Genomic DNA, 21,877 nt, shown 5'->3' with positions numbered 1-21,877 from the left:
GCAAATGCCCGTAGATACCAAGACAGATGTGTTAAATACGGCCGACACGATGGCCCGCGGCTATGGCTTTGACGGGTTCAGCTATGCCGATCTGGCGGACAGCGTGGGCATCCGAAAGGCATCGATCCACTACCACTACCCAACCAAAGGCGATCTGTCGCTGGCGCTGATCGGGCGCTATCGACACGTGTTTTTGGACCGGCTGGCGCAGATCACGGCCCGCGACACCTCTGCCTCGGCCCGACTGCTGGCCTTTCTCGACCTCTACCGAGACGCGCTGGATGGCGGGCGCAGCCTGTGCCTGTGCGTGGCCCTGTCCGTGACCCAAGGCGCCCTGCCCGAGGCGACCAAGTCCGAACTCGCCCGCTTTCACCGCGATGTCGCACAGTGGCTCGAAACCGTGTTCCGCCTTGCGCTCAGCGACGGTTCGATCCGCGCGGTCACCGATCCCAAGGCCGAGGCACAGGCCGCGCTTGCCCAGGTCGAAGGCGCCCAGATCATGGCACGTGCCGCGACCGACCCCACCCGGTTCGAGGCGGCGATCGACACGCTGCGGGCCCGCGCGATCTGAGTCTCAAGCCCCGCCCGGCAATTGTGATGTGATTTTAAGGCGCTCCTGTGCAAGGCTGACCGAGGAACTGACCTTGGGACGCTTGAATGAACAAAGAAGTAGTAGCGCAGCTATCTGATCTGCCGGATCGTAGCCCCGCATATGCCCTCGTGGGCGAAGTCGACCTTGTTGTGGTCAGATTCGATGATGACATTTCCGTATTCTATGGCCGTTGCCTGCACCGTGGCGCCCTCATGTCCGACGGGTTCGTGCGCGGCGACAACCTGATCTGCGGGTTGCATGACTGGGATTACAGGCTCGACAGTGGTGTGTCCGAATACGCCAATGACGAGGCGCTGCCCAAGTTCAAGAGCTGGGTTGAAGGCGATGACGTCTGCGTCGATGCGGATGAGGTCAACGCCTGGGGCCATGCCAACCCACAACCCTTCAACCGCGACAGCTATCTCGGCCTCTATGCCGACACCTCGCACGGGACCGAGGAAGAACCCTATGCCGGGCTGATCCAGCGCTATGCCCGCGATGGCCTGTCGAAAACCGGACATCACGGCACAGTCGATGCGATGGGTGTGCCGCGCCAAACGCTGCCGGATTGGGACGATATCCAGTTGCTAACGGCCCAATTGCACAAGCCTCCGTTGCTGGATGATGCAACTGTTGGCACCGAGGTGATCATCGGGCCCAACGCGCAGAAACCGCTAAGGCTCGATATCCCGCTTTTTGTGTCTGACATGTCCTACGGCGCGCTGTCGGAACCGGCGAAGGTGGCGCTGGCGCGCGGCGCGGAGCTGGCCGGCACGGGCATCTGCTCGGGCGAAGGCGGCATGCTGCCCGAAGAACAGGAAGCCAATTCGCGTTACTTCTACGAACTTGCCTCGGCCCGGTTCGGGTTCAGCTGGGACAAGCTCGACAAGGTGCAGGCCTTTCATTTCAAAGGGGGCCAAGGGGCCAAGACGGGCACGGGTGGCCACCTACCCGGCAACAAGGTGCACGGCAAGATTGCCGAGGTGCGCGGGCTAAACGAGGGCGAAGACGCAATTTCCCCCGCCCGCTTTCCGGACTGGACCGATCCTGCACAGATCAAGGATTTCGCGGACGAGGTGCGCGACCGCACTGGCGGCATTCCCATCGGGTACAAACTGTCCGCCCAACACATCGAAAAGGATATCGATGCCGCGCTGGCTGTCGGGGTCGACTACATCATCCTCGACGGACGTGGCGGGGGCACAGGGGCGGCCCCGATCATCTTCCGCGACAACATCTCGGTGCCCACGATCCCGGCGCTGGCCCGCGCCCGCGCGCATCTAGACCGGCTGGAACGCGGGGATGTCAGCCTGGTCATCACAGGTGGTTTGCGCAAACCTGCCGATTTCATCAAGGCACTGGCCCTTGGGGCAGATGCCATTGCGCTGTCGAACTCGGCCATGCAGGCCATCGGGTGCATCGCCATGCGCGCCTGCCATACCAACAACTGCCCGGTGGGCATCGCCAGCCAGAAACCGCATCTGGTGAACCGGCTGATCATTGAAAAATCCGCCCGGCAACTCGCCAACTTTTTCGAGGCAAGCACCGAACTGATGCAAGTGATGGCCCGCGCCTGTGGCCACGACCATTTGGGCAAGTTCAACATCGACGACCTCACCACCTGGAAGAAAGACATGTCCGACATCTCGGGCGTCCCATTCGGAGGACTTGCATGACCGATCAACTCGACTGGATCAGCGTAGGGCACACAAGCGACCTGCCCGAAGGGCGGGTGAAAACCGTGACTGCGCGCACGACATCCATCTGCCTGTCCCACTTCGACGGGCAGTGGGCAGCGATGAACAACCACTGCCCGCACCAGCGCGGCCCCCTTGGCGAAGGATCGATCGAACGCGGCGAAGGCGGCAAATGCTGGATCCGCTGCCCATGGCACGGCTGGGATTTCGACCCGCTGACAGGCAAACCCCCGGGCGGGCACGAAGATACGGGGCAAGAGATTTATCCCGTCAGGATCGACGGCGACGAGATCTTTGTCGGGTTGGAACCCGAGCCGCCGCATGAACGCACCGTATCCGATCAGATGGCCGAAAGCATGGTGAACTGGGGGATCAAGCATGTCTTCGGCATGGTCGGGCATTCCAACCTCGGGCTGGCTGACGCGATCCGCATGCGGGTCGAGGCGGGAGAGATGAGGTATGTGGGCATCCGCCACGAGGGGGCGGCCGCTTTTGCTGCCTCGGCTTATGGCAAGCTGACGGGTAAGCCTGCCGCCTGCCTTACCATCGCAGGCCCCGGGGCCACGAACCTGCTGACGGGCCTCTGGGATGCCAAGGTCGACCGCGCGCCGGTGCTGGCCCTGACCGGGCAGGTGCAAACGCAGGTCTTTGGCCCCGGCGCATTCCAGGACATCGACCTCGCATCGGCATTTGATGCGGTGAGCCGGTTCAGCCAGACGGTGCTGTCCACCTCCAACCACTCCGAACTCGTGTCGCTGGCGATGAAAAACGCGCTTGTGGAAAGCGACGTGGCGCATCTGATCTTTCCGGATGACATGCAGACCAACCCGTCCGACGCACCTGCCAGCACGCCCGATGGGCGCATGGGGCGGGCTGTGGTCAAACCGTCGGATGCGGATGTGGCGGACGCAGTGCAGATGCTGAATGGGGCCAAGCGACCCATCCTCGTGGTCGGGCACGGCGCGTGGGACCATATGGGCGCGATCACCGCGCTGGCCGAGACCCTCGGCGCGCCGGTGCTGACCACGTTCAAGGGCAAAGGGCTGATCGCCGACAGCCATCCCAACGCTGCGGGCGTGCTGGGCCGCTCTGGCACACCGATTGCCAGCTGGTTCATGAACGAAGCCGACCTGATCCTGACGCTGGGCACGTCCTTCTCGAACCACACAGGGATCGAGAAATCGAAACCCATCATCCAGGTCGACTATGAACGTATGCAGTTGGGCAAGTTCCACCCGGTCACCCTGCCCATCTGGTCAGAAATCGGGGCCTTCTGCGCGGCCATTGCGCCGGAGGTGGCGCGCCCGTCAGACGCCCCGGATCAGATCAGCGAACTGGCCGAGCGGTGGGCGATCTGGCGGGACGAAAAGCAAACCCGACGGGCTGAAGAAACCGCCAAGGGCATCCACTCTGTCGCGATATTCGAGGCGCTGTCGCGGGTGGCCCCCGCAGACGCGATTATCGCGGTGGACGTGGGCAACAACACCTATTCCTTCGGGCGCTACTTCGAAACCAAGGGGCAGCGCGTGTTGATGTCGGGCTATCTGGGCTCCATCGGGTTCGGGTTTCCTGCCGCCATGGGGGCCTGGGCCGCAACACAAGATTTCGAATGGCTGAAAGGGCGCAAGGTGATCTCGATCTCGGGCGATGGCGGGTTCGGCCAATACCCGATGGAGCTGACCACAGCCGTGAAGTACGGCATGGACATCACCCATGTGCTTTTGCACAACGGCGAGCTGGGCAAGATTTCCAAGGAACAGAAATCGGGTGAGTGGCCCGTTTGGGAAACCAACCTGCACAACCCGTCCTTTGCCGCTTTTGCCAAGATCTGCGGCGCGCACGGGGAAAAGGTGGTGTATTCCGGCGATGTCGAAGCGGCCCTGCAAAAGGCGCTGGATGTGGATGGGCCCGCGCTCGTTGAAATCATGACGGATGCTGAACTCGTCTGACCCGGGGTGCATCAAGATGCACCTTACGAAAAAGTAAGGCGGACGTGTCGTCCGCCTGTCCCGCGCACAGCTTCAGCCGGTGGATTGCGCATCAAGATGCGCCTTACGTAAGGCGGAGGTGTCCTCCGCCCTAGCCCGTCCGCCCCTCAAAGGTCGTGACGGTGATCCCCTCCGCCTCAAGCGTGCGGCGGACCGAGGCAGCAATCTGCACGGCTTCGGGCGTGTCCCCATGACAGCAGATGCTGTCGATGGGCGTTTCGATCCGCGTGCCACTGTCGGTGATGATCGCCTGCGCCTTGACCATCTCGACCATGCGCTGGCCCGCCAGTTCCGCATCATGGATCACGGCGCCCGGCAGGCGGCGATCCACCAGCGTGGCATCCTCGTTATAGGCGCGATCCGCGAAAATCTCGCAGGCATAGCGCGCGCCGAGGCTGCGCGCCGCGCGCTCTTGCGCCGTGGCGGCCAGCACCATCACGATGGCGCCTGGATGCGCCGACAGGGCGGCCTCGTAACAGGCGCGCGCCATCTCTTCATCCTCTGACGTCATGTTGCCCAGCGCGCCGTGCAGCTTGATATGGCGCACCTCGGCCCCTAGCGCGGCTGCCATCCCAAGGGTTGCACCGACCTGACAGCGGATGGAATTCTGCAGCGATCCGATGGGCATCTGGATGCGCCGCCGCCCGAACCCCTGAATGTCGGGAAAGCCCGGATGCGATCCGATCCCCACGCCCTGCTCAAGCGCAATTCCCATGGTGGTCGCCATCACATCAGGGTCGCCCGCATGGGCGCCACAGGCAATGTTGGCCGAGGTCACTGTTTTCAACAGGGCAGCATCGTCGCCCATCTTCCAGGGGCCAAAACTTTCGCCCATATCCGCGTTCAGATCGACTTGCATGTCCTTATCCTTCGTCCAGGGGAGAGTGCAGGGCAGACACCGCCCCGCCCACCAATTGATAGCTCAACAGATCCTGCATCGTCGCCGGGTCGCGCACCAGTGGCGTGACCATAGCGCCCAGCTTGTCCCACTCGGCGCTGGCGCGCGCCTGCTGGGCGGCACCGTCCTCAAGGCTGAGGAACTGGAACTGGATAACCGCCCCGGCAGGCGCCTGCGCCACGCGCGGCAGATCGCAAGGCAGCACGGTGCCGATGCGCGGATAGCCCCCGGTTGTCTGGCTTTCAGCCATCAACACGAACGGCGTCCCGTCGCCCGTGATCTGGATGTCACCGGGCACAATCACCTCGCTGACGATACTGAGCGCCTTGGGGTTGGCAAACCCTGCGCCATCGCTGTCCATCCGCACGCCCTGCCGGTTGGCACGCGGGTCGCGGCGAAAAGCGGTGTCTTCGAACCGCTTTCGGATCGCAGGGTCAAAATCTTCGGTTTGCATGCTCGGCACAATCCGCACCGTGCCCCCGTCAAATCGCGCGTCCGCAGGCAAGGTCATCCCTACTTCGCTGCGCCGATCCACACCGACGGGCAAGGTCTGACCCGCCGCAACCAAGGCGCCAAGCCCGCAAGATTGATGCGTTGCGCGTGAGCCCAGCGCGACCTCTGTTTCGATCCCGCCACCGACATGCAGATAGCCATATGTGCCGGACCGCGTGGGCCCGATGGTCAGCATGCCGCCCTTGGGCAGCGCATGGCTGGCGTTCCACGCTACGGCGTCGCCATCAATGGACGCTGTCATCGTCGCCCCTGTCAGGGCGATGCGCATGTCTTCGCTTGCCTCGAACGTCCCGCCGGTTCCGACCATTTCGAGCACTGCACAGGCGGTCGACTGTTTCAGCAGCGCGGCCCCCTCATGCACGGCGCGCACATCTGCGGCACCGCCCCGCGTGAGGCCCATCGCCAGATAGCCGGGCCGCCCCAGATCCTGCACCGCCACGCCGGGGCCGACCTGATGTACAATCAGCCCTCTCATTCCAGAACCTCCCGCACAGCGCCGCCCGCGCCGTCATCGTTATGCGCCTCGATCTGCGCGAGCTCCTTGGCTGAAACGCTGGCGAACTGCACCTCGTCCCCAGGCGCCAGTGGAAAGGGCGTCACGCCGCCAGGGCGAAAACAGGCAAAGGCCGATTGACCAACATGCCGCCAGCCGGTCGGCGTATCCTTGGCAAAGATGCAAATCTGCCGGACCGCCGCCACCAGCGCGCCCGCAGGCACGTTGGGGGTCAGGCCCACCTGCCGTGGGATGTCCCAGTCAGCGCCAAGTGTGCCCAGATAGGGCTGGCCAGGGGCAAAGCCCAAGGTCAGCACGCGCAACCGCGTGCCCGTCAGTTGCGCCAGTGCGACATCCTCGGACAGGTTCGCCGCCTCTGCGGCCTCGGCAAATTGCGGCGCGCGCGCGCCGCCAAACACCGCCGGGATAGTCCATAATGCACGGCCTGTCGGCAGGGCCGCATTGCCCCAATCCTGTGTCGCCAACACCTCTTCAAGCCGGTCACGCATGTGATCAAACCCATGCTCGGACAGATCCACCCGGAAGAAGGCAGAGACCAGCGTACTGCTGTTCTCCCCCACTTCCGGCCAGCCTTTGGCATCGACAGCACTGCGAAACGCGATGGCGGCGCGGTTGGCCGCATCCGTGGCGCGGTCGCCAAAGGTGACCAGCAAACCATTCAGGCCAACAGACCGGACAATGGGGGTAAAGGGCGCATCTTGCATGGGGCAGACCCTATCGTCTTTGGTACGGCGCGCAATGACCGGATTTCAGGAAACGGGTGCGCGCATCCAGCCATCTTCGAAGGCCAGTTGCGACACGCCTGCCAAGCGCAGCACCCGGTCCAGTTCGACTTCAAGCGCACGTTGTCGCCCCTTGCCCCAACGCACACCACGCTCGGGCCACAGCGCGCGCACGCGCAATGTGTCGTCCGCGCGAAACGCCTTCATGTCGATGCGACCCACCAGCCGATCCCCTTCCATGAGGGGAAACACGTAATAGCCATAGGTGCGCTTGGGCTCGGGCACGAAAATCTCGATCCTGTAGGCAAAGCCAAACAACCGCTCAGCTCGCTTGCGGTCGCGCAAGGCCGGATCAAAGGGGCTGAGCACGCGCAAGCGCGACGTGGGCGCAACGTCCAGTGCCGGATCGTCGGGCAAGTCGGGCCATGCATAGGCCGGGCGCACGGTGCCATCCACACCGGTCACACCGATCTGGATGATGCGGCCCTGTTCCAGCGCCTGCACGCACCACTCTTTCGCCTCGGCGGGCGAGATGTGATCCCAGAACGCCGCCAACTCGCCATGGGTGGCAAAGCCCAAACGATCCAGCGCCTCGCGGCAGCACCAGTCGATGCTTTCGACGACATCCGGCGCATTGCCAACGGTCGTGCGGTCCAGAACCCGCTCGGTCAGGTCATAGTACTTCTGGAACCCCTCGCGGCGAACCACCTGCAAGGCACCGCTGCGCCACAGATATTCGAGCGCGGTCTTGGATGGGTGCCAATCCCACCAGCCGCCCGACCCGCGCTTTTCATCCTCGCCCACATCGCCCGAACAGCAAGGGCCGTGATCGCGTATGCGGTCCAGAACGGGCTGAAACTTGGCCTCGAACCCCTCGCGGCGCCATTCGGACCAGCGGTCGCGCAGGCGGGCGGCGTCGCGTTCACGGCGCAGGTGCCAATACGGGTAAAACCGTATCGGGATCACGGCGGCATCATGCGTCCAGTGTTCGAACAGCGCCCGGTCGCGTTCATAGAGCAGCTTGAGCGCCTTGGGCCGATAGCGCGGTTTGCGCGAAAACAGGATCAGGTCGTGGGCGCGCGCGACCGTATTGATGCTGTCGAGCTGAACAAACCCCAACCGCTCGATCAACGACAGCAATGCATCACCGCGCGCATCCCCCTGCGGCGTTTCCGACAGCGCGTGGCGGTCCAGAAAGACCCGCCGCGCCGCCGTGTTCGTCAGGGTGAACTGGGTCACGGTCGCAAGTTGCGGCGCAGTGTGTCCCCATAGGAAATCTTGGGCGTGAGCGTGATGTGCTTGGGCTCACTGTCACCGGCGCTGCGTTCGAGGATGATGTTGGCCGCCGCGCGCCCGATCTCGAGCCGGCAGGCATCGGTTGTCGCCAACTGGCGCGGCAGACCTTGCAGCAATTCAACCCCATTGAACCCGGCGAGACCGATCTGGCCCGGCACGTCTATGCCTTCGTCCAACAGGTACAGCAATCCACCGGCACCGATCATGTCATTGGAATAATACAGGAAATCGAGGTCGGGGTTCGCCTCGAGCATGGTCTTGGTCATTTCGCGCCCCTTGGCAAGGGCCGATCCGCCCTCGTAAAAGTCACGCGCCTCGATCTCGACACCGGCCTTGGCCAACCCCTCGGTCAACCCTTCGAACCGCTTGCGCGCACGGTGGTCGCGCGGCATCGAGGTGCCCATGAAGCCGATGCGCGAATAGCCCTGTTTCAGGATCGCGCGCGCCATATCAAGCCCCGCCTGGCGGTGCGAAATGCCGACCATGTTGTCGACAGGATTGCCGTCGGTGTCCATGATCTCGACCACCGGGATGCCCGCGTTTTCCAGCATCGCACGGGCCGCATCCGAATGTTCCAGGCCCGCGATGATCACGCCCGAGGGGCGCCAGGACAGCATCTCGTACAAGACCCGCTCTTCCTTGTCGCGCATGTAGTCGGTGACACCGAACACGGGCTGAAGGGGCGTATCCTCGAGCACCTGATTGATGCCGGTCAGCACTTCGGGAAACACCATGTTGCTGAGCGACGGGATGATGACCGCAACAAGGTTGACCTGTTGCGAGGCCAGCGATCCGGCGATCTGGTTGGGCACATAACCAAGGTCCTTGGCCGCTTGCAGCACCTTTTGGCGGGTGTTTTCAGACACGTCACCACGGTTGCGCAGAACCCGGCTCACAGTCATTTCGGACACCCCGGATGCGGCAGACACGTCGCGCAGGGTCAGCGGGCGGGCGGGGCGGTCAGTCAATGGGCGTTCCACTCAGTTGGGTGTATTCTGAGTACCGCCATTCATGTCGATGATTCAAGTGTCTGGCGGGCAATGGGCGTCATATCTGCACCTTGGTCCTAGGGCGTGACGAACACAGCCGTCCATTGGCCTGCGTCACGGCCTGCATCCACGAAACGCATGGTTGCATACTCCGCCGGAGCTGACAGGTAGCGCCATGCCTCGGACGGATGCAACGGCACACGCGTGACCGCGCCGTCGCCTGCCAGAAACTCGACGAACTGCCCCGTCGCATCTGGGCCAGTCCGGTAGGCCACAAGGGGCGAGTCCGCCAGCGCAAGCCCAAGCCACGCCTCCTGCCCCGTCGCCTCTGCCGAGGTGAAACCGTCCACACCCGGCACAAACCCATCCCGTTCCACAACGCGCGCGGCACGCGCAGGCTGCGGCAGCGCATCGCCCGAACAATGGTCGTAATACCGATCCTCGCGCGGATCAGAGGGCAGGCAATTTGGTCGCGAGGGCAACGGGATCAACGAGGCATTGACCAGACGTTGGCATTGCTGATTGCTCAGCTCCGACACCCACGGCTCGGTCAGCGTCCCGTCATAGAGGACCAGAATATGCTCCTCGACCACGGCGTACCGACAATCATCCACCTCGGCCCGCCAGTCGACATAGGCATGATAGCGGCGCATGTCAGGCAGGCTCGACAGGATCAAGAGGCCGATGATGCTGGCCGCAACCCAGGCCGTGATCCCATCGACACGCCGCGCGGTACGCAACCAAAGGCCGCTCAGCCCCCACAGGATCATCAGCGTGTAGGGAAAGAGGAAGTACCTCGGCCCATCCCCGAACCGATGGATCAGCCCGATATCCCCGAGGCGATAGGCGGCAATGAACATGGAAAAGGCGATGAGAATGATCACATAGACCGAGGCGCGCACCCCTGTGTTGATCACCCCGGCCACCACCAGCAACGGCAGGATGATCAGCGCCATATCCCCGAAGAACGTCTTGAGAATGACCAACGTGTTGTCGAGAACATAGCCGACACTGCCTGCGGAATCCGCCTGCTCGGTGCTGAGAAACACGAACGTCTGCACCGCACAACAGGCCGCAAGCATCGTGGCGACAACCCAGAGGCGTCGGTCAAAACGCGGAAACTGGATCAGGGCCCAAACGGCAAAACACACCGGCCCGAACGGCCCCGACACCATCGCGACCATCAGCAATACGACATCAGCCAAAGGCAGGCGCGCATCAGGGCGCACAATCAGCACGTAAAAGACGCAGGCCGCGAACAAGTTGAAAATCCAGAACGTATAGAGGCCCACACCAAGCACCTCGGGGTCTGTCGGGAACAACAGGAAGACAGCGAGGAACAGATAAAACCCGAACGGGCGGTCAAAAAGTGCCGCAAGGCGCTTGATCAGTACAAACGTCACAAGGATCGAGAGAGCGGCGGACAAGGCCGGATACAGCTCGAACGACAATCGCGACGACAGGAAATTCACGATGGTGGAGGACAGGATCAGGTATCCGTTGACCGGCTCGAACAGGCCCAGGATGCCCGCATTTTCGAGGTTCACGATGATCTGCTCACCGTCTTCGTCCCACATGCCGGGCTGCAGGAACTGATCCGGTCGGCGAAAGAAAAAGAGGGACAGGAAAACCGCGCATTGGAAAAAGATGTTGTCGACCACGGCCTTCGCCGCGCTGGAGGTGCCTGGAGTGTCGTTCAAAGTGCCGCTGCCCGGTAACTGTCTGTTCTAAGTTGTTTGCAGCGCAGTACCGCGAAGTGCCCTCAAAATCCATCAAATCCTTGGCCGTCGACCGGCGCATATGGCGGCAAGGTTGGCACTCAGGCCACGCCACCACCCGCTCCGTCACACAAGACGGTGACAAATGGCGTTGAAGGCAGTACGCCAAGACCAAGCGGCCCCGTGGCTCAACTGGATAGAGCAGCCCCCTCCTAAGGGGCAGGTTGCAGGTTCGAATCCTGCCGGGGTCGCCAAAACTGTGACCTGTAAGAGGCATCGTTTGTGTACAAGTAGGTGAGGGTTTGTGGCAAGCGCTGCGGAAATCGTGAATGGTGCGGAACACCTGGATGCCGTCTTTCTTCAGTCATAGGATTTCTCAGTGCCCTGAAGCCAAAATCCACACGGAAGAAACAGAAGCAGCTGCCTAAAGTCGACCCTCCGATCTCTTGGTAAAGTATCGCAATCGGTAACGAGGATTGTTGGATCAATTGGCCTGTGCCAGTGACGCGCCGGTGAACGGCACGATGTCATCCGCCGCGCTGTCAACCCAGCGTTCAGAGCTCGCGACAACCCCGTGCTCCGGCAACACGAAACGCGCCACAGCGGTGTTCACTGACAAAACCGACCGCTGCGGGTCGACTACCGTTCCGCGGAGCGATGCGGCGGTCTCTGCGTTCTGGGCGATGGCCTCGTCCAGTTCATGTGCCGGGTCTTGAAGCGTTGATGCAGCCTTGGCATCGAGCCGCCCGGCATCCTCGATCGCACTTACGATGACGCCAACATCCGCTATGCTTTGGTCGACAGCCGCCATCGATTGATCTGCGGTAGAAGACGCCTCGACAGCATAGGCGACGGCCGCCTGGCACTGCTCGATAAGTTCGCTCACATCTACGGCCGAAGTTGCAGACTGTTGTGCCAATTGTCGAACCTCGGCTGCAATGACGGCAAACCCTTTGGCCATTTCGCCCGCATGCGCCGCCTCGACAGCAGCATTGAGCGCAAGAAGATTTGTCTGGCGCGCAATTTCATCGCTGGACTCGGCGACATGCACGGCGACTTTCGCAATATTGTCGATGCGGGCCAGTACTGCAGTGCTGGCACTCATGCGCTCACGCATCGACGATAGCGCCGCACCGACGGATGCCGTCTCCGCTTCGGCGTTTCAAAACCTACGCGGATTTGCCGCCAACGGTTTTTCACATCGGCCACATATCAGGCTCCGAAAGCGTTAAGCTTCCGTTAATTTTGTAAATCGAATTGTCGCCATCTCGACGTCGGCGCCGTATATGCAAACCTTTTCAGTATCTTACGAATCTATTTGATGAATTCCGGCACACTTGTTCGGATCGTGTTCGCCGGTCAGACTGAGGGCATCTACTGGGGGAAAACATGTCACACCGCAAACTGAATTTGCATGTGCAAAGTGAAAACATAATTGAAAAAACAAGGCGGTTGCGTGCCAAACGAAGTACGGATCCTGCGGAGATTGGACCCCGATCCCACGGGTACCCAGGGCTGAAAACCTTGAACCAGGGTGAATTCCACCACTTTGCGGGCGGTACTGGACGCACCTCTCAGTTCTCTCCGCATTTCCTTGCATGTCTGGCCAAAACCGTGAATCGCCAACGGCCGATCCACCTGAACACGCCGGATGCTTCGGGAAAGCGCGGTGTTCCTGCCGGCTATACCTATTTGTTCCAGCTTGTTGGCCATGATCTCACACAGACCTCGAACGCCCCGCAAGGGGGCGCCGATGATCCGATTTGGCCCGTCAATTTGCGGCGGATTGGGCTTGAGCTTGAAACCGTGTTCGGGGGAGGCCCGATCGGTTGCCCGATGGCGTATCAGGTCAAAGGCGAAAGAAACACGCGTGAACGCACCGAGCTGCTGCGTGTCGGAGAATTCAGAGCCACGGGAAAAAAGTCCCACACCATCAAGGACGGAGATTTTGCCCGCGCATATTACGGTGGCGCCCCAAAGGGCAACCATGGCTGCCCCGTCTTGGACGAAGCGCTGATCCCAGATGTGCGCAACGATGACAATGTCATCCTTGCTCAGCTGACCGTCAAGTTTCACAAACTTTACAATAGATTGGCAGAGACGGCTTTGGAAAAGCTGCCAGGCGATGCCGCGAAAGCGGGGAACATCGCGCGTGTTGCGACGGTACAGATTTACCGCCGTATCATACGCGACGACTTGCTTGAGAAGATCCTCCACCCTGCAATCTACGAAAGGGGAGAGGCGTTCGCGAAGCTAAAAAATCACGGGATTGAGCACGGCTCGGTCGCACTGGAATTCGCGTTTGGGGCGTGCCGAATTGCACATTCCATGGTGCGCGGGAAGTACGTGTTGAATGATGAACTCGCGCCGATCAGTTTGACCAAGCTTCTGGATCATTCCTCTCAAGGTAATCCGATGCTGACCCCGATCCGCGATGACTGGGAAGTCGACTGGGACTTGTTCTTTCTGAAAACAGACGCTGCTGCACCAGACAACTTTAACTGGGCCCAGCGGTTCGGACTAGAACTGGCCCGGGGGATGCTGACCCCGACCGCTGGCATGAGCCCTGATTTCGAAGGCGGCCCAAAGGCAGGGACCGATGGCACATTGTTTCGCGATCTGTTGCGCGAAAGATCCGGCGCCTTGATGAGCGTGAACGATCTACTGACCAAGATCGACACGTTCCCAGGTGATTTGAAAGGTCTGGTCCAAGCCGAGATGAAAAAGCTCGACGTCCAAGATGTGATGAAAATTGCGCTCGAAGGTATCCTCCAAGACGGGGAAGGGCCCCAGATTATGCAAGCCGACCCCGAGCGGGTGTTGTACTCCGACCCGCCTTTGACCTTGTACCTTCTGTGCGAAGCTCAGGTACTGGGAGACGAAGGACGCACAATCGGTCCGCTTGGGTCTTTCATCATCGCGCATGAAATGCGCCGCGTCTTTGGGTCCGAAGGGTCCAATCCGATCGAAAAAGCGGCCGCAAAGTTGGAGCAGATAACCTTCAACGCCACGATCAATTCGATGCCGATGATGATGATGATGATGATGATGCGATTTATATGAGTTCAAAACCAGCAACCAACTTGAAAGGATAATTATGGCTGCCCCAGAAAACATTGTAATCGAGTTCAACGACGAAAAGGATTCCTTCATTGCCTTTGGTAAGCTCATGGAAACGTGGGCAAACCCGTCAAACCCGGCCAAACCACCGCAGACGATCAAGGAACTCATTGATCAGGCGGGGCACTTGCTCAGCGTGCGCGGGCATACCAGCGAAGATCAACGCATCGCTGTGTGCATGTTGCCGGCCAGCGATGTCGTCAGCCTTATCATGCCGCATTACCGCGACTTCTCGCTTCAACTGCCGTCACAGTACTCGGCGCCACAGTTCTACGGGTTGATGAACAAAACGGTGGTGGACATGGAAGTTCAAACCGGCCTCGAGGAAGAATTCCGCTTCGCGCGGATCGCCGACTACGCCATGAGAAAGTGCGTCTGAGCGACGGCAAATGCACTTGGCTTCGAAAGGTTTCTCCCCCTGTCGGAGCCCTAGGGGCAGGACCTGGTCTTGCCCCTTTCTGACGCCAACCCCGTTGATCGCCCCAGCGAACGGCAATGCCGCGTGTCGGCGTCAGGGGCTTGTGCGCACCAATTCCGGCACTTCAAGCCCTGCCAAGCGCAGCCCATCGCGCAGTGCCAACCAGCTTTCCCTGTTCCGGATAGGAAAGCCGTTCACAAGCCACCGCGTCACTTCGCCGGGGCTGGCGGGGCTGGCAGCTACCCAGTTTTTTCGAACGGTTTTCATGAATTGCTGCGCCACCGCGCGCGCGTGTTCGAGGTCGCCTTCATGCGCCAATGCCGCAGCGTGCCAGGCGGGCACATCATGAGAGATTTCCTCGGCTTTTTCCGATGCAGTGATGCAGCCTCTGAAATCACCTGAAAGGAACTTTGTCGCGGCAATGTAGGACCAGTGGGACGGTTGAAGAACAAAGCCGATGCTGTGCATCAATTCCACCAGCTTGTTGGCCGCGTCCGTGTGATCGCAAAAGGCCAGGCCAACGGCAGATGACGAAATCGTCCAAGGGTCATTCTCATTGTATTGAAAGGCCAGATCAAAGGCCAATTCCGCCTTTTCGAACTGTCGCGACATCGCGCTGCTCCACCCCATGGCAAGCTGCCCTCGACTGTCCATGGGGTCCAACTCGATAGAGCGCGTCGCAAGGCGCAGGGCCTTTTCATGCAATTGGGCAGAGCTGTAGAGACCCGGAAACGAAATGTGGCGCATATTCTCAATCGACGCCCGGCTTGAATAGCCACGGCTGAAATTCGGATGGTCTTCGATCAGGGTATCCAGAAGCTTTTCAGCTTTGCGCCATCCGTCCGGTTTGAATTGCAAGATCAGGTTCTGAGCCTCCAACCACCGGTTATACTGATCGCGATGCGTCAGACCGTTTTTCGGCGTCTCAAGGCGAAGCGTCGAAAGGTGGACATTGAGCGCAACAGCAAAGCGCCGAACAATATCGGGCTGATTGCCTTGGATGCTGATGTAAGGGTCGGTGAACGTCTCTGACCAAAGCAACTCGCCGGTTTGCAGATGGCTAAGAACAGTCTGGCACTCGACCCCGTCAGAGGCGCTGTTGGCGCTCAGCTCAAGTGAATAGGCCTGCGGGCCCTTGACGATCTTGTACATCGCATCGTCGTAGATCATCGTTCTGTCGATGATCTGCCATTCCCGAAACCGGGCAAGGCTGGCCTTTAGCCGGTCACGGGTTGCAACGGCCACCTTCTGGTTATCGGTATCCAGATGATCCACGCGCGTATCTTGCAACACGATCTTTGGGCGGTGGTTGGCGTCAGTAGGTTCGAATGACCGCTGCTTTATCATAACGATCAAGTTTTGAGTCTTGCGCGATGGCTCTTCGCCGTACTCTTCGTCCAGAAGGTTCCAAAGAGACTGGTAGGTTGCCAGCGCATTGGCCGTTTGGCCGTCCTCCTCATAACAGGTGATCAGATCGCGGTTGACGCCCTCATCCAATGGATCGAGCGCATGTATGAACTGCAAGACCGGAAGCCGCTTGCGCGCGGATCCCGCCTTTTTCAAATAGGCATAGAGTTCCAGCCTGATGGATTTGCGCACCATTTCAGAATGATCGTGAATGCGCTGGTCCATCAAATCCGACAGGCCGACAAGGTCGCTCAGAGTGTTTTCAATTGCCTTCGGATTTGAGGTCAGGCTTTTGGGAAGCTTGCCGGATTTGCAGCGCGACAAGAGCATATCCAGATCATTTGAAAACACCCCAGGTTCCAACCACACATCGCGGCGATCCGCTTTCAGACCAGCAAAACCTGCAGTTTCAAAGGCACGGTTGAGTGCCCAAAGCGCATTGCGCAGGCTGGTTTGCGCCGCCGCTTCGTCCGAGTTGGGCCAAAGCGTACCGCGCAACACTTCGCGCGTGGTGCGCAACGACGGTGATGTCGCGATCAGGGCCAGAACCGCTTTGGCCTTGGCTTTGGGGATATGGATGCGCTGATCGTCAACATGCACATCAAGCTGGTCCAACAGTGACACGTGCAACGTCGGATGCTCATCATATTCTGATCTTTCAGATACCACCGTTCCCCCCTCGGCAGGTATCTCAATACAATTCCATGCCACCGTAGGTCGTCAAGTATTCGCTTTTGCGTTTCAATAAAACGTTGTTGGGAAATGGCCATTCATGCACATCTGATAGCAAAAACGCCTTGCACACATGCAGACCATCCAACGGAGAGCCAAGATCGCAAATAACCAAACCCGACAGCAAATCAGCCAATTCCAAAAGGCGATTTCTGGATGGTGAAGAAGGTTCGGTATCTTCAAAACAGTTGGAACAGGAACCAGACGTCAAGTCGCGCAGGAAAATCTCCTCATCAACCTCGGTTGCCAGAGCGAGATCAGCCAATTCCCCAGGCAGGAGTTTACTGGGCCCGTATTCTCGCAATTTCATTTGGCTCAGCGCCAAACCAACCTCGGCCTGCGCCAATTCTCTAAGCGCAGCCTGAACAGCTTGATGCATGGTAGAGCGCGCGGCTGCCCCAAAGCAAAACCCCTTGCCAGTCGCTAGGAATGAAACGGCGACGATCGCGCAGAACGTTTCACAAGATGTCAGCACCAGGATGTGTGTGTGTCTGGTTCGCGGGTGCCCGAGGGTATCGCGAACCATTTGTTGCGTTGCGCTTGCGTGCAGGTGCCGCGCATGCAGGGTTCCGCGCCACCAGGCTTTGACGACCCGCCGCTCGACAAGTTCCAGCGCACCGTGAAGCGCTGCGGAAACATAGTCCGGTCCGGCCCCCAGTCCCTCCGAAGGCGCAGGGGTTCGTGAGCCTTCGTCGCGTATCTTTACCCGTGGGACACCGATCGGGACGCCGTCGGGAAGGTATGATGCGAGAACACATGCCGTCTCCGGGCCATGTGCCGCGGCACCGTCCAAACGATTACCACCCGGAAAGGGCGTCAGGTCGCAATTGCGTACAGCGCGTTGTTCACCCGCCTCGCCGCAAAGGCGCGTAAATGCAGATGCAAGCGTCTGACCAGCGCCAGAAACAGGCGTACCATTCTCGGTCAGACCACCTGCGAAAATCAGATTGGGGGCGTCCTTGCACTGTCCGTAAAACAGATAGTCGAGCGTGTGCAAAATGTCGGCACACCAGGGACGCAGATCAAGTGTGGCGCAAATGGATGCGAATGCAGTCGATGAAGACGGCTCAAATTCCCGCAGTCCTCTCAACACGTATCGGGGCTTTCAAAAAGCGCCATTTTGCACAGTCCCTTTGCTGCCTTCTTTCCTGGATACGTCGCTACCCTGGCTGCACTTTCGCATGGTTTGCCCGATTTGATCTCAACATAAAGTAATCGAAAATGGGGCCAGCAAAAAACTGGCCCCGTCTTAGGTGCTAAAAAGTGCTTTGTTTTAATTCACGGTCACCACGTTCTTCTCGATCCACGACAAGAAGCTGAAGACGTTGGTGTAGACGCCAGGATAGCCGGGAAGCGCGCAGCCACGGCCCCAGCTCACCAGACCGGTCAAAATCGGTTCGTTGGAGTACGGCGATGCCCCCACGCTTCCTGGAAAGAAAATCGGGCCGCCGCTATCTCCAGCGCAGCTGTCGATGCCACCTTCCAACCAGCCTGCACAGAATGATCCGGCAGGGAGTCCGCCGAAGTGGACTTGGTAGTTCTGTGAACATGTCACCTGATCAATATAGGGGATGTCGGCGGTCTGAAGATAACTCGTCGTAGAGTCACCCATGCTATCACTGGTGTTGCCCCAGCCGTTCACCTGAAACCGAACAGAGGGTCTATACAGCGTTTGGAAATCGCGAAAATTTGGCAGTTTGATGGACCGCGGATTTGCTTTTGGTGCCGGCAGTGGCGACGTCGCTTCGACGCGCAAAAGCGCAATGTCGTTCACAAAGTTTTCCAAAGGCTTATAGCCAGCGTGCGGGATGGTTTCGATGACATCGAATTCCATGCGGTTCGTGTCATTCAGGTCGAGAACCCCGCTTTTGATCTCGATCTCATCTTTGGTGATGGGCACGTTGTCTCTGTCAAAAAGACAGTGCGCCGCGGTCAGCACCCAAAGATCGAGCTGTGACCCCGCGCGCCAGGAATGAACATGGCGCGCCGTGCCTGACCCACGGATATCCGGCGAAACCAGCACGCCGCCGCAGCGGTAGTTTCCGCGCAAGGTCAGGTTCACCGTGAATTCCCATTGACCGGGGGCACTGGCGTCCTGCCCTCCGATAACGCGCGCATCCGACTTGGCGGCTTGTGCAGCGGGTGCAGTACGCATGGCATGTGTCGTTTGGTTTTGGATCGCGCTGATTTCTGCGGCCCGGGTCGCATTCTGGTCGCTGCTGTTGCGCAGTTCGTCCCCCACCGCGACCGAAGCGGGCAAAACGGCCAGCAGTGAAATGGAAATGGCCCGTTTCAAAGGGTGCGAAAGGTCAAAATGAATAGGCATAATAAAACTCCTTTGGTCAGTTCGTATCGGTTGCGTTGGAAAGCTGGGAAATGATGTCCGCCCGAGGACGACCGAACTTGGCGTCGGGCACATTGGCCTTGATCCAGTTGGCGACCTGATCGTGCGCTACAGTTGTGTTGATGCCGCCCGCGCCGCACGCACCGGACGTTCCGCGCGACACGATCCCGAACAGTTGAAGCTTTGGCAAAATGCCGTACAGGCCAGCCCCACTGTCCCCGTAGCAACTGTCGATCATCTCGAACGGGTCACTGGCGACGAATTCCTGTCCCGTGACGCAGTGCCCCGGGGTGCGGCAATCGAAATCCAGCGTGGTCATGGGGGCAATCGACTTGTCTCCTCCGCGTGACTGCCGATCGTTGCGGCCATACCCCGCCACAACCAGCAGCCTCTGAGACGTCAGCCATTCCGGGTGTGCGATTTCCGCGATACTCGGCGCGTGAACAACAGTGCTGCCATCAAAGGAAATCTGAATGGTTTGTTGCAGCGGTTCCTGCAATTCGAACAACACAAGGTCGCGCTGTGCATAGTGGTTCAAACGGTCTTCGGCAGAAGCCGTGCCTTGCGCAATCAGTGCATTGAGATTGGCCTGTGAATTGCAAAAACTGTTCGAGGATTGGGCATAGCTGTTGCCACACGCATCGCCTGACTGCCCGAACAGGCAGGCTTTGCCAGTCAAACCGACAGTAGCCGTATAGTTGGGAATATCGCCTCTGCGATCTGGCGTCGTCACACCCACGGATGCAAAAAGGCCCCTTGCATCGCAGGCGCAATGCGCAGCACTCAGCACCCATTGCGCACCGACCAAAGCACCCGAGCAATGCACGACCCCTCCGTTGCGGTGCAGTGAGACCGCCGCGTTGAAACAGGGTTGAGACTCCGGGGCGCTCACGTTGCAGGGCACCTCGGTTTTCACGGGGGTGCGCTCTCCCGCTCTGCCTTCGTACCATTCGCGGGGAAAGCTGCTGCCGACAAAGTGCGGAGTGCTTACCAGGCCGCCGTCTGAGCCGGAATTGTTCGGTCTGGAAAGGCTCGGGCCATTCACCGACTTGATCCAACTATCCGGGATCGCCCCGTTCCTTGATCCTCCGACGCCTTGATGGTCGGGCCATATGTAGGTGGCGTCCCCGACCGACGGGTTCGTTGTCGCGGCAAGCCACGTTTCGAACGTGTCGGCCACATCCGTTTGCTCGCCAGGGCCGAATTGCCATGGCTCGGGCGCATAGGTCAAAACCGGGTGCCCGTGAACCTCGATGGGCAGGGCCACCAAGTGTTGGCCAGGCGGCGGGTTGTCCAAAATGTGAGGCTGCTGGCGCAGCGCGTTCCGATAGACGGCAAGCCCCGTTTCGGTGTTACGGGCGGCCCAGTCTTCGGGGGCGCTGATGCGCACATCAAGGGGCGATAGCCCATAGGCCACCGACAGGGCAGCAATGTCCGCCGCGCGTTGGGCTGTGCCTGTCAAAGTAACTGATGTCGCGCCGTAATCAGACGCATATTTGGCCAGATTGCTGACACCATGCACATCTGTCAGACCATCAATGCCCTTGGCCTCGAAATGCCATTTCTGTGACTGGGCCAAGCGCGACAACGCGTCAAAGGCAGACGGGTCGTCTGCGGTCGCGACATTCCAGAAATCCTGCATATCCCCGGAGTGCGCGGCATATCCGGCCAACGCTGCATGATCGAGCGACTGGGCGGCTTCGATAGAGACATCCATATAGACGCCAAGCTCGGCCTTCAGCGACATCGCGCCAAGTGCCGTGTAGTCTTTGACCTGTGCGATCAACGAGTCATTTGGCACAAACTGACCCTCGGCCAGTGCAGAAGGCGAAAGCAACATGGCGCAAGCCGCCATGCTGAGGGGTGCAAAGGAACCCATCACTTCAAGGCTTCCGCGAGAGCCGTAGCCAAGTCGTCCTTGTTTTTGTCAAACGCCGTGGTCAGCGCGACCAACGCCACCGAGGGATCTTCGCTTTCGGTGACCTTTGCCACCATGTTGAAATACTCCCCAGCCTTTCTAGGCGCAGCCACTGTCTGACCGAGCGTTCCGCCATATGTGCTGCCCACTTCCAGTTGACCGAGGTTGATAAGGTAAATCTCCTTTCCTTCCTCGGGATCGTTCGCAGTTTTCCCGGTCCCGCCAAAGCCCAAAGCAACGGTCACGGTTTTACGCCCGGACCCCGTCCGCAACGCCGAGGTGGCCGCGTATTGAATGTGGTTCACCGCAAGAACGCGGTTCTGCGGGGTCGAGGTTTTGCTCTTGAGTTCCAGATAGAATGCGGGTTGTCCCGACAGCTTGAGCGCGCTCAGGACCTGCTTGCTCAGACCGTCGCCCGCAGTGTCACGAACCGTTTCGCCAGCCACACCCTGATAGACAACCACGCAACCGTCATCGACGCTCAGAGAAGCACCATTTGCATCTTTGGCCTTTTCCTCTCCGCCAAGGTGCACGCCGGTCGCCAGAAATGTACCGTTCAGCCTCTCACTTGCACGTTTCAGGCCGATCCCGATCAGTTCGACGGCAGCGTCAGCCGCGACAGCGACGGTGGGAATGGCAATGCGCGGTCCGATGGTGTCATTCGGGTCGACATTTTGTGCTTCGGGCGGGGTGATTTGCGCAATGCTCGTCGGAAAATCCGTCGGACATGCGCTGAGATAACGTACGGCGGCAACCACCTGGTCTTTTTCCACCGGGTCGACTGAAAGCTCGGTGAAACTTCGACGATCGTACCCACAAGATGTGACAAGTGAAGCCAAGGCGGTTGCAGCAAGAAAAGTTGCCGCGTGTGTTGAAATACCCATTTTCCGTACCCTCAAATGTGCGCAATCCAGCGATGTATGAGGGCACCATTGCAGGGCGACCGTTATCCCAGCGTGATCGCATGGCCGGCAAACAATGGCCGGGGGATCACGCTTCGATCACGCGCGA

At 59.9% G+C, this 21,877-nt stretch carries 17 protein-coding genes and 1 tRNA gene; 6 read left to right on the top strand and 12 right to left on the bottom strand.

The window, feature by feature from the left end; translation table 11 throughout:
* Positions 1 to 4 precede the first annotated feature (4 nt).
* The 3 genes from ACMHLQ_RS13530 (at position 5) to ACMHLQ_RS13520 (ending at position 4,238) form a co-directional block, all read left to right on the top strand.
* Entirely contained in the window at positions 5 to 571 is a 567-nt protein-coding gene (locus ACMHLQ_RS13530; protein ID WP_415401177.1) for a TetR/AcrR family transcriptional regulator, read from the top strand.
* 86 nt (positions 572 to 657) lie between these two features.
* Positions 658 to 2,268 (top strand): glutamate synthase-related protein, encoded by a 1,611-nt coding sequence (locus ACMHLQ_RS13525; protein WP_415401176.1) that lies wholly within the window; start codon positions 658 to 660, stop codon positions 2,266 to 2,268.
* Positions 2,265 to 4,238, top strand: coding sequence for a thiamine pyrophosphate-binding protein (locus tag ACMHLQ_RS13520; RefSeq protein ID WP_415401175.1), 1,974 nt, complete (start codon positions 2,265 to 2,267; stop codon positions 4,236 to 4,238). Before ACMHLQ_RS13525 ends, ACMHLQ_RS13520 begins: the two co-directional genes overlap by 4 nt.
* A gap of 130 nt (positions 4,239 to 4,368) precedes the next feature.
* On the opposite strand, the gene ACMHLQ_RS13515 is transcribed toward ACMHLQ_RS13520, so the two are convergent.
* From ACMHLQ_RS13515 to ACMHLQ_RS13490, 6 genes are all read right to left on the bottom strand, one after another.
* Positions 4,369 to 5,136, bottom strand: a complete 768-nt coding sequence (locus ACMHLQ_RS13515) for a LamB/YcsF family protein (protein WP_415401174.1) — start codon at positions 5,134 to 5,136, stop codon at positions 4,369 to 4,371.
* 4 nt (positions 5,137 to 5,140) lie between these two features.
* On the bottom strand, positions 5,141 to 6,163 hold the full coding sequence (locus tag ACMHLQ_RS13510; protein ID WP_415401173.1) for a biotin-dependent carboxyltransferase family protein: 1,023 nt from the start codon (positions 6,161 to 6,163) through the stop codon (positions 5,141 to 5,143).
* Positions 6,160 to 6,906, bottom strand: coding sequence for a 5-oxoprolinase subunit B family protein (locus tag ACMHLQ_RS13505; RefSeq protein ID WP_415401172.1), 747 nt, complete (start codon positions 6,904 to 6,906; stop codon positions 6,160 to 6,162). Before ACMHLQ_RS13505 ends, ACMHLQ_RS13510 begins: the two co-directional genes overlap by 4 nt.
* 45 nt (positions 6,907 to 6,951) lie before the next feature.
* On the bottom strand, positions 6,952 to 8,163 hold the full coding sequence (locus ACMHLQ_RS13500) for a winged helix-turn-helix domain-containing protein (protein ID WP_415401171.1): 1,212 nt from the start codon (positions 8,161 to 8,163) through the stop codon (positions 6,952 to 6,954).
* Entirely contained in the window at positions 8,160 to 9,188 is a 1,029-nt protein-coding gene (locus tag ACMHLQ_RS13495; RefSeq protein WP_415401170.1) for a LacI family DNA-binding transcriptional regulator, read from the bottom strand. The genes ACMHLQ_RS13500 and ACMHLQ_RS13495 overlap by 4 nt, the downstream gene beginning before the upstream one ends.
* Positions 9,189 to 9,286: 98 nt before the next feature.
* Positions 9,287 to 10,909, bottom strand: a complete 1,623-nt coding sequence (locus ACMHLQ_RS13490; protein WP_415401169.1) for a DUF3488 domain-containing protein — start codon at positions 10,907 to 10,909, stop codon at positions 9,287 to 9,289.
* 195 nt (positions 10,910 to 11,104) lie between these two features.
* Here ACMHLQ_RS13490 and ACMHLQ_RS13485 point away from each other — a divergent pair.
* Positions 11,105 to 11,181, top strand: a tRNA-Arg gene (locus ACMHLQ_RS13485).
* Between the two features lie 230 nt (positions 11,182 to 11,411).
* Here ACMHLQ_RS13485 and ACMHLQ_RS13480 read toward each other — a convergent pair.
* Positions 11,412 to 12,032 (bottom strand): methyl-accepting chemotaxis protein, encoded by a 621-nt coding sequence (locus ACMHLQ_RS13480; RefSeq protein WP_415401168.1) that lies wholly within the window; start codon positions 12,030 to 12,032, stop codon positions 11,412 to 11,414.
* A 419-nt stretch (positions 12,033 to 12,451) separates the two neighbouring features.
* Here ACMHLQ_RS13480 and ACMHLQ_RS13475 point away from each other — a divergent pair, with 419 nt between their 5' ends.
* On the top strand, positions 12,452 to 13,990 hold the full coding sequence (locus ACMHLQ_RS13475) for a hypothetical protein (RefSeq protein ID WP_415401167.1): 1,539 nt from the start codon (positions 12,452 to 12,454) through the stop codon (positions 13,988 to 13,990).
* A 34-nt stretch (positions 13,991 to 14,024) separates the two neighbouring features.
* Complete coding sequence (locus ACMHLQ_RS13470) at positions 14,025 to 14,426, top strand: hypothetical protein (RefSeq protein ID WP_415401166.1); 402 nt, start codon at positions 14,025 to 14,027, stop codon at positions 14,424 to 14,426.
* 132 nt (positions 14,427 to 14,558) lie between these two features.
* On the opposite strand, the gene ACMHLQ_RS13465 is transcribed toward ACMHLQ_RS13470, so the two are convergent.
* The 5 genes from ACMHLQ_RS13465 to ACMHLQ_RS13445 all read right to left on the bottom strand — a co-directional run bounded on the left by ACMHLQ_RS13465 (position 14,559) and on the right by ACMHLQ_RS13445 (position 21,750).
* A complete protein-coding gene (locus ACMHLQ_RS13465) occupies positions 14,559 to 16,496 on the bottom strand; it encodes a BTAD domain-containing putative transcriptional regulator (protein ID WP_415401165.1) in 1,938 nt (645 codons plus the stop codon).
* A 67-nt stretch (positions 16,497 to 16,563) separates the two neighbouring features.
* Positions 16,564 to 17,601, bottom strand: a complete 1,038-nt coding sequence (locus ACMHLQ_RS13460; RefSeq protein ID WP_415401164.1) for a YcaO-like family protein — start codon at positions 17,599 to 17,601, stop codon at positions 16,564 to 16,566.
* Positions 17,602 to 17,877: 276 nt separating this feature from the next.
* On the bottom strand, positions 17,878 to 18,930 hold the full coding sequence (locus tag ACMHLQ_RS13455) for a S1 family serine peptidase (protein ID WP_415401163.1): 1,053 nt from the start codon (positions 18,928 to 18,930) through the stop codon (positions 17,878 to 17,880).
* A 16-nt stretch (positions 18,931 to 18,946) separates the two neighbouring features.
* Entirely contained in the window at positions 18,947 to 20,788 is a 1,842-nt protein-coding gene (locus tag ACMHLQ_RS13450; protein ID WP_415401162.1) for a trypsin-like serine protease, read from the bottom strand.
* A 38-nt stretch (positions 20,789 to 20,826) separates the two neighbouring features.
* Positions 20,827 to 21,750 (bottom strand): hypothetical protein, encoded by a 924-nt coding sequence (locus ACMHLQ_RS13445; protein WP_415401161.1) that lies wholly within the window; start codon positions 21,748 to 21,750, stop codon positions 20,827 to 20,829.
* Positions 21,751 to 21,877 lie beyond the last annotated feature (127 nt).

The organism is Tateyamaria algicola (genome assembly GCF_047715485.1).
Classification (GTDB): domain Bacteria; phylum Pseudomonadota; class Alphaproteobacteria; order Rhodobacterales; family Rhodobacteraceae; genus Tateyamaria.
This window is presented reverse-complemented; position numbering and strand designations above follow the sequence as displayed.

Coding starts and splice junctions, on each gene's coding strand:
- ACMHLQ_RS13530 (WP_415401177.1), top strand. CDS start 5: ATGCCCGTAGATACCAAGACAGATGTGTTAAATACGGCCGACACGATG.
- ACMHLQ_RS13525 (WP_415401176.1), top strand. CDS start 658: ATGAACAAAGAAGTAGTAGCGCAGCTATCTGATCTGCCGGATCGTAGC.
- ACMHLQ_RS13520 (WP_415401175.1), top strand. CDS start 2,265: ATGACCGATCAACTCGACTGGATCAGCGTAGGGCACACAAGCGACCTG.
- ACMHLQ_RS13515 (WP_415401174.1), bottom strand. CDS start 5,136: ATGCAAGTCGATCTGAACGCGGATATGGGCGAAAGTTTTGGCCCCTGG.
- ACMHLQ_RS13510 (WP_415401173.1), bottom strand. CDS start 6,163: ATGAGAGGGCTGATTGTACATCAGGTCGGCCCCGGCGTGGCGGTGCAG.
- ACMHLQ_RS13505 (WP_415401172.1), bottom strand. CDS start 6,906: ATGCAAGATGCGCCCTTTACCCCCATTGTCCGGTCTGTTGGCCTGAAT.
- ACMHLQ_RS13480 (WP_415401168.1), bottom strand. CDS start 12,032: ATGAGTGCCAGCACTGCAGTACTGGCCCGCATCGACAATATTGCGAAA.
- ACMHLQ_RS13470 (WP_415401166.1), top strand. CDS start 14,025: ATGGCTGCCCCAGAAAACATTGTAATCGAGTTCAACGACGAAAAGGAT.
- ACMHLQ_RS13455 (WP_415401163.1), bottom strand. CDS start 18,930: ATGCCTATTCATTTTGACCTTTCGCACCCTTTGAAACGGGCCATTTCC.
- ACMHLQ_RS13450 (WP_415401162.1), bottom strand. CDS start 20,788: ATGTTGCTTTCGCCTTCTGCACTGGCCGAGGGTCAGTTTGTGCCAAAT.
- ACMHLQ_RS13445 (WP_415401161.1), bottom strand. CDS start 21,750: ATGGGTATTTCAACACACGCGGCAACTTTTCTTGCTGCAACCGCCTTG.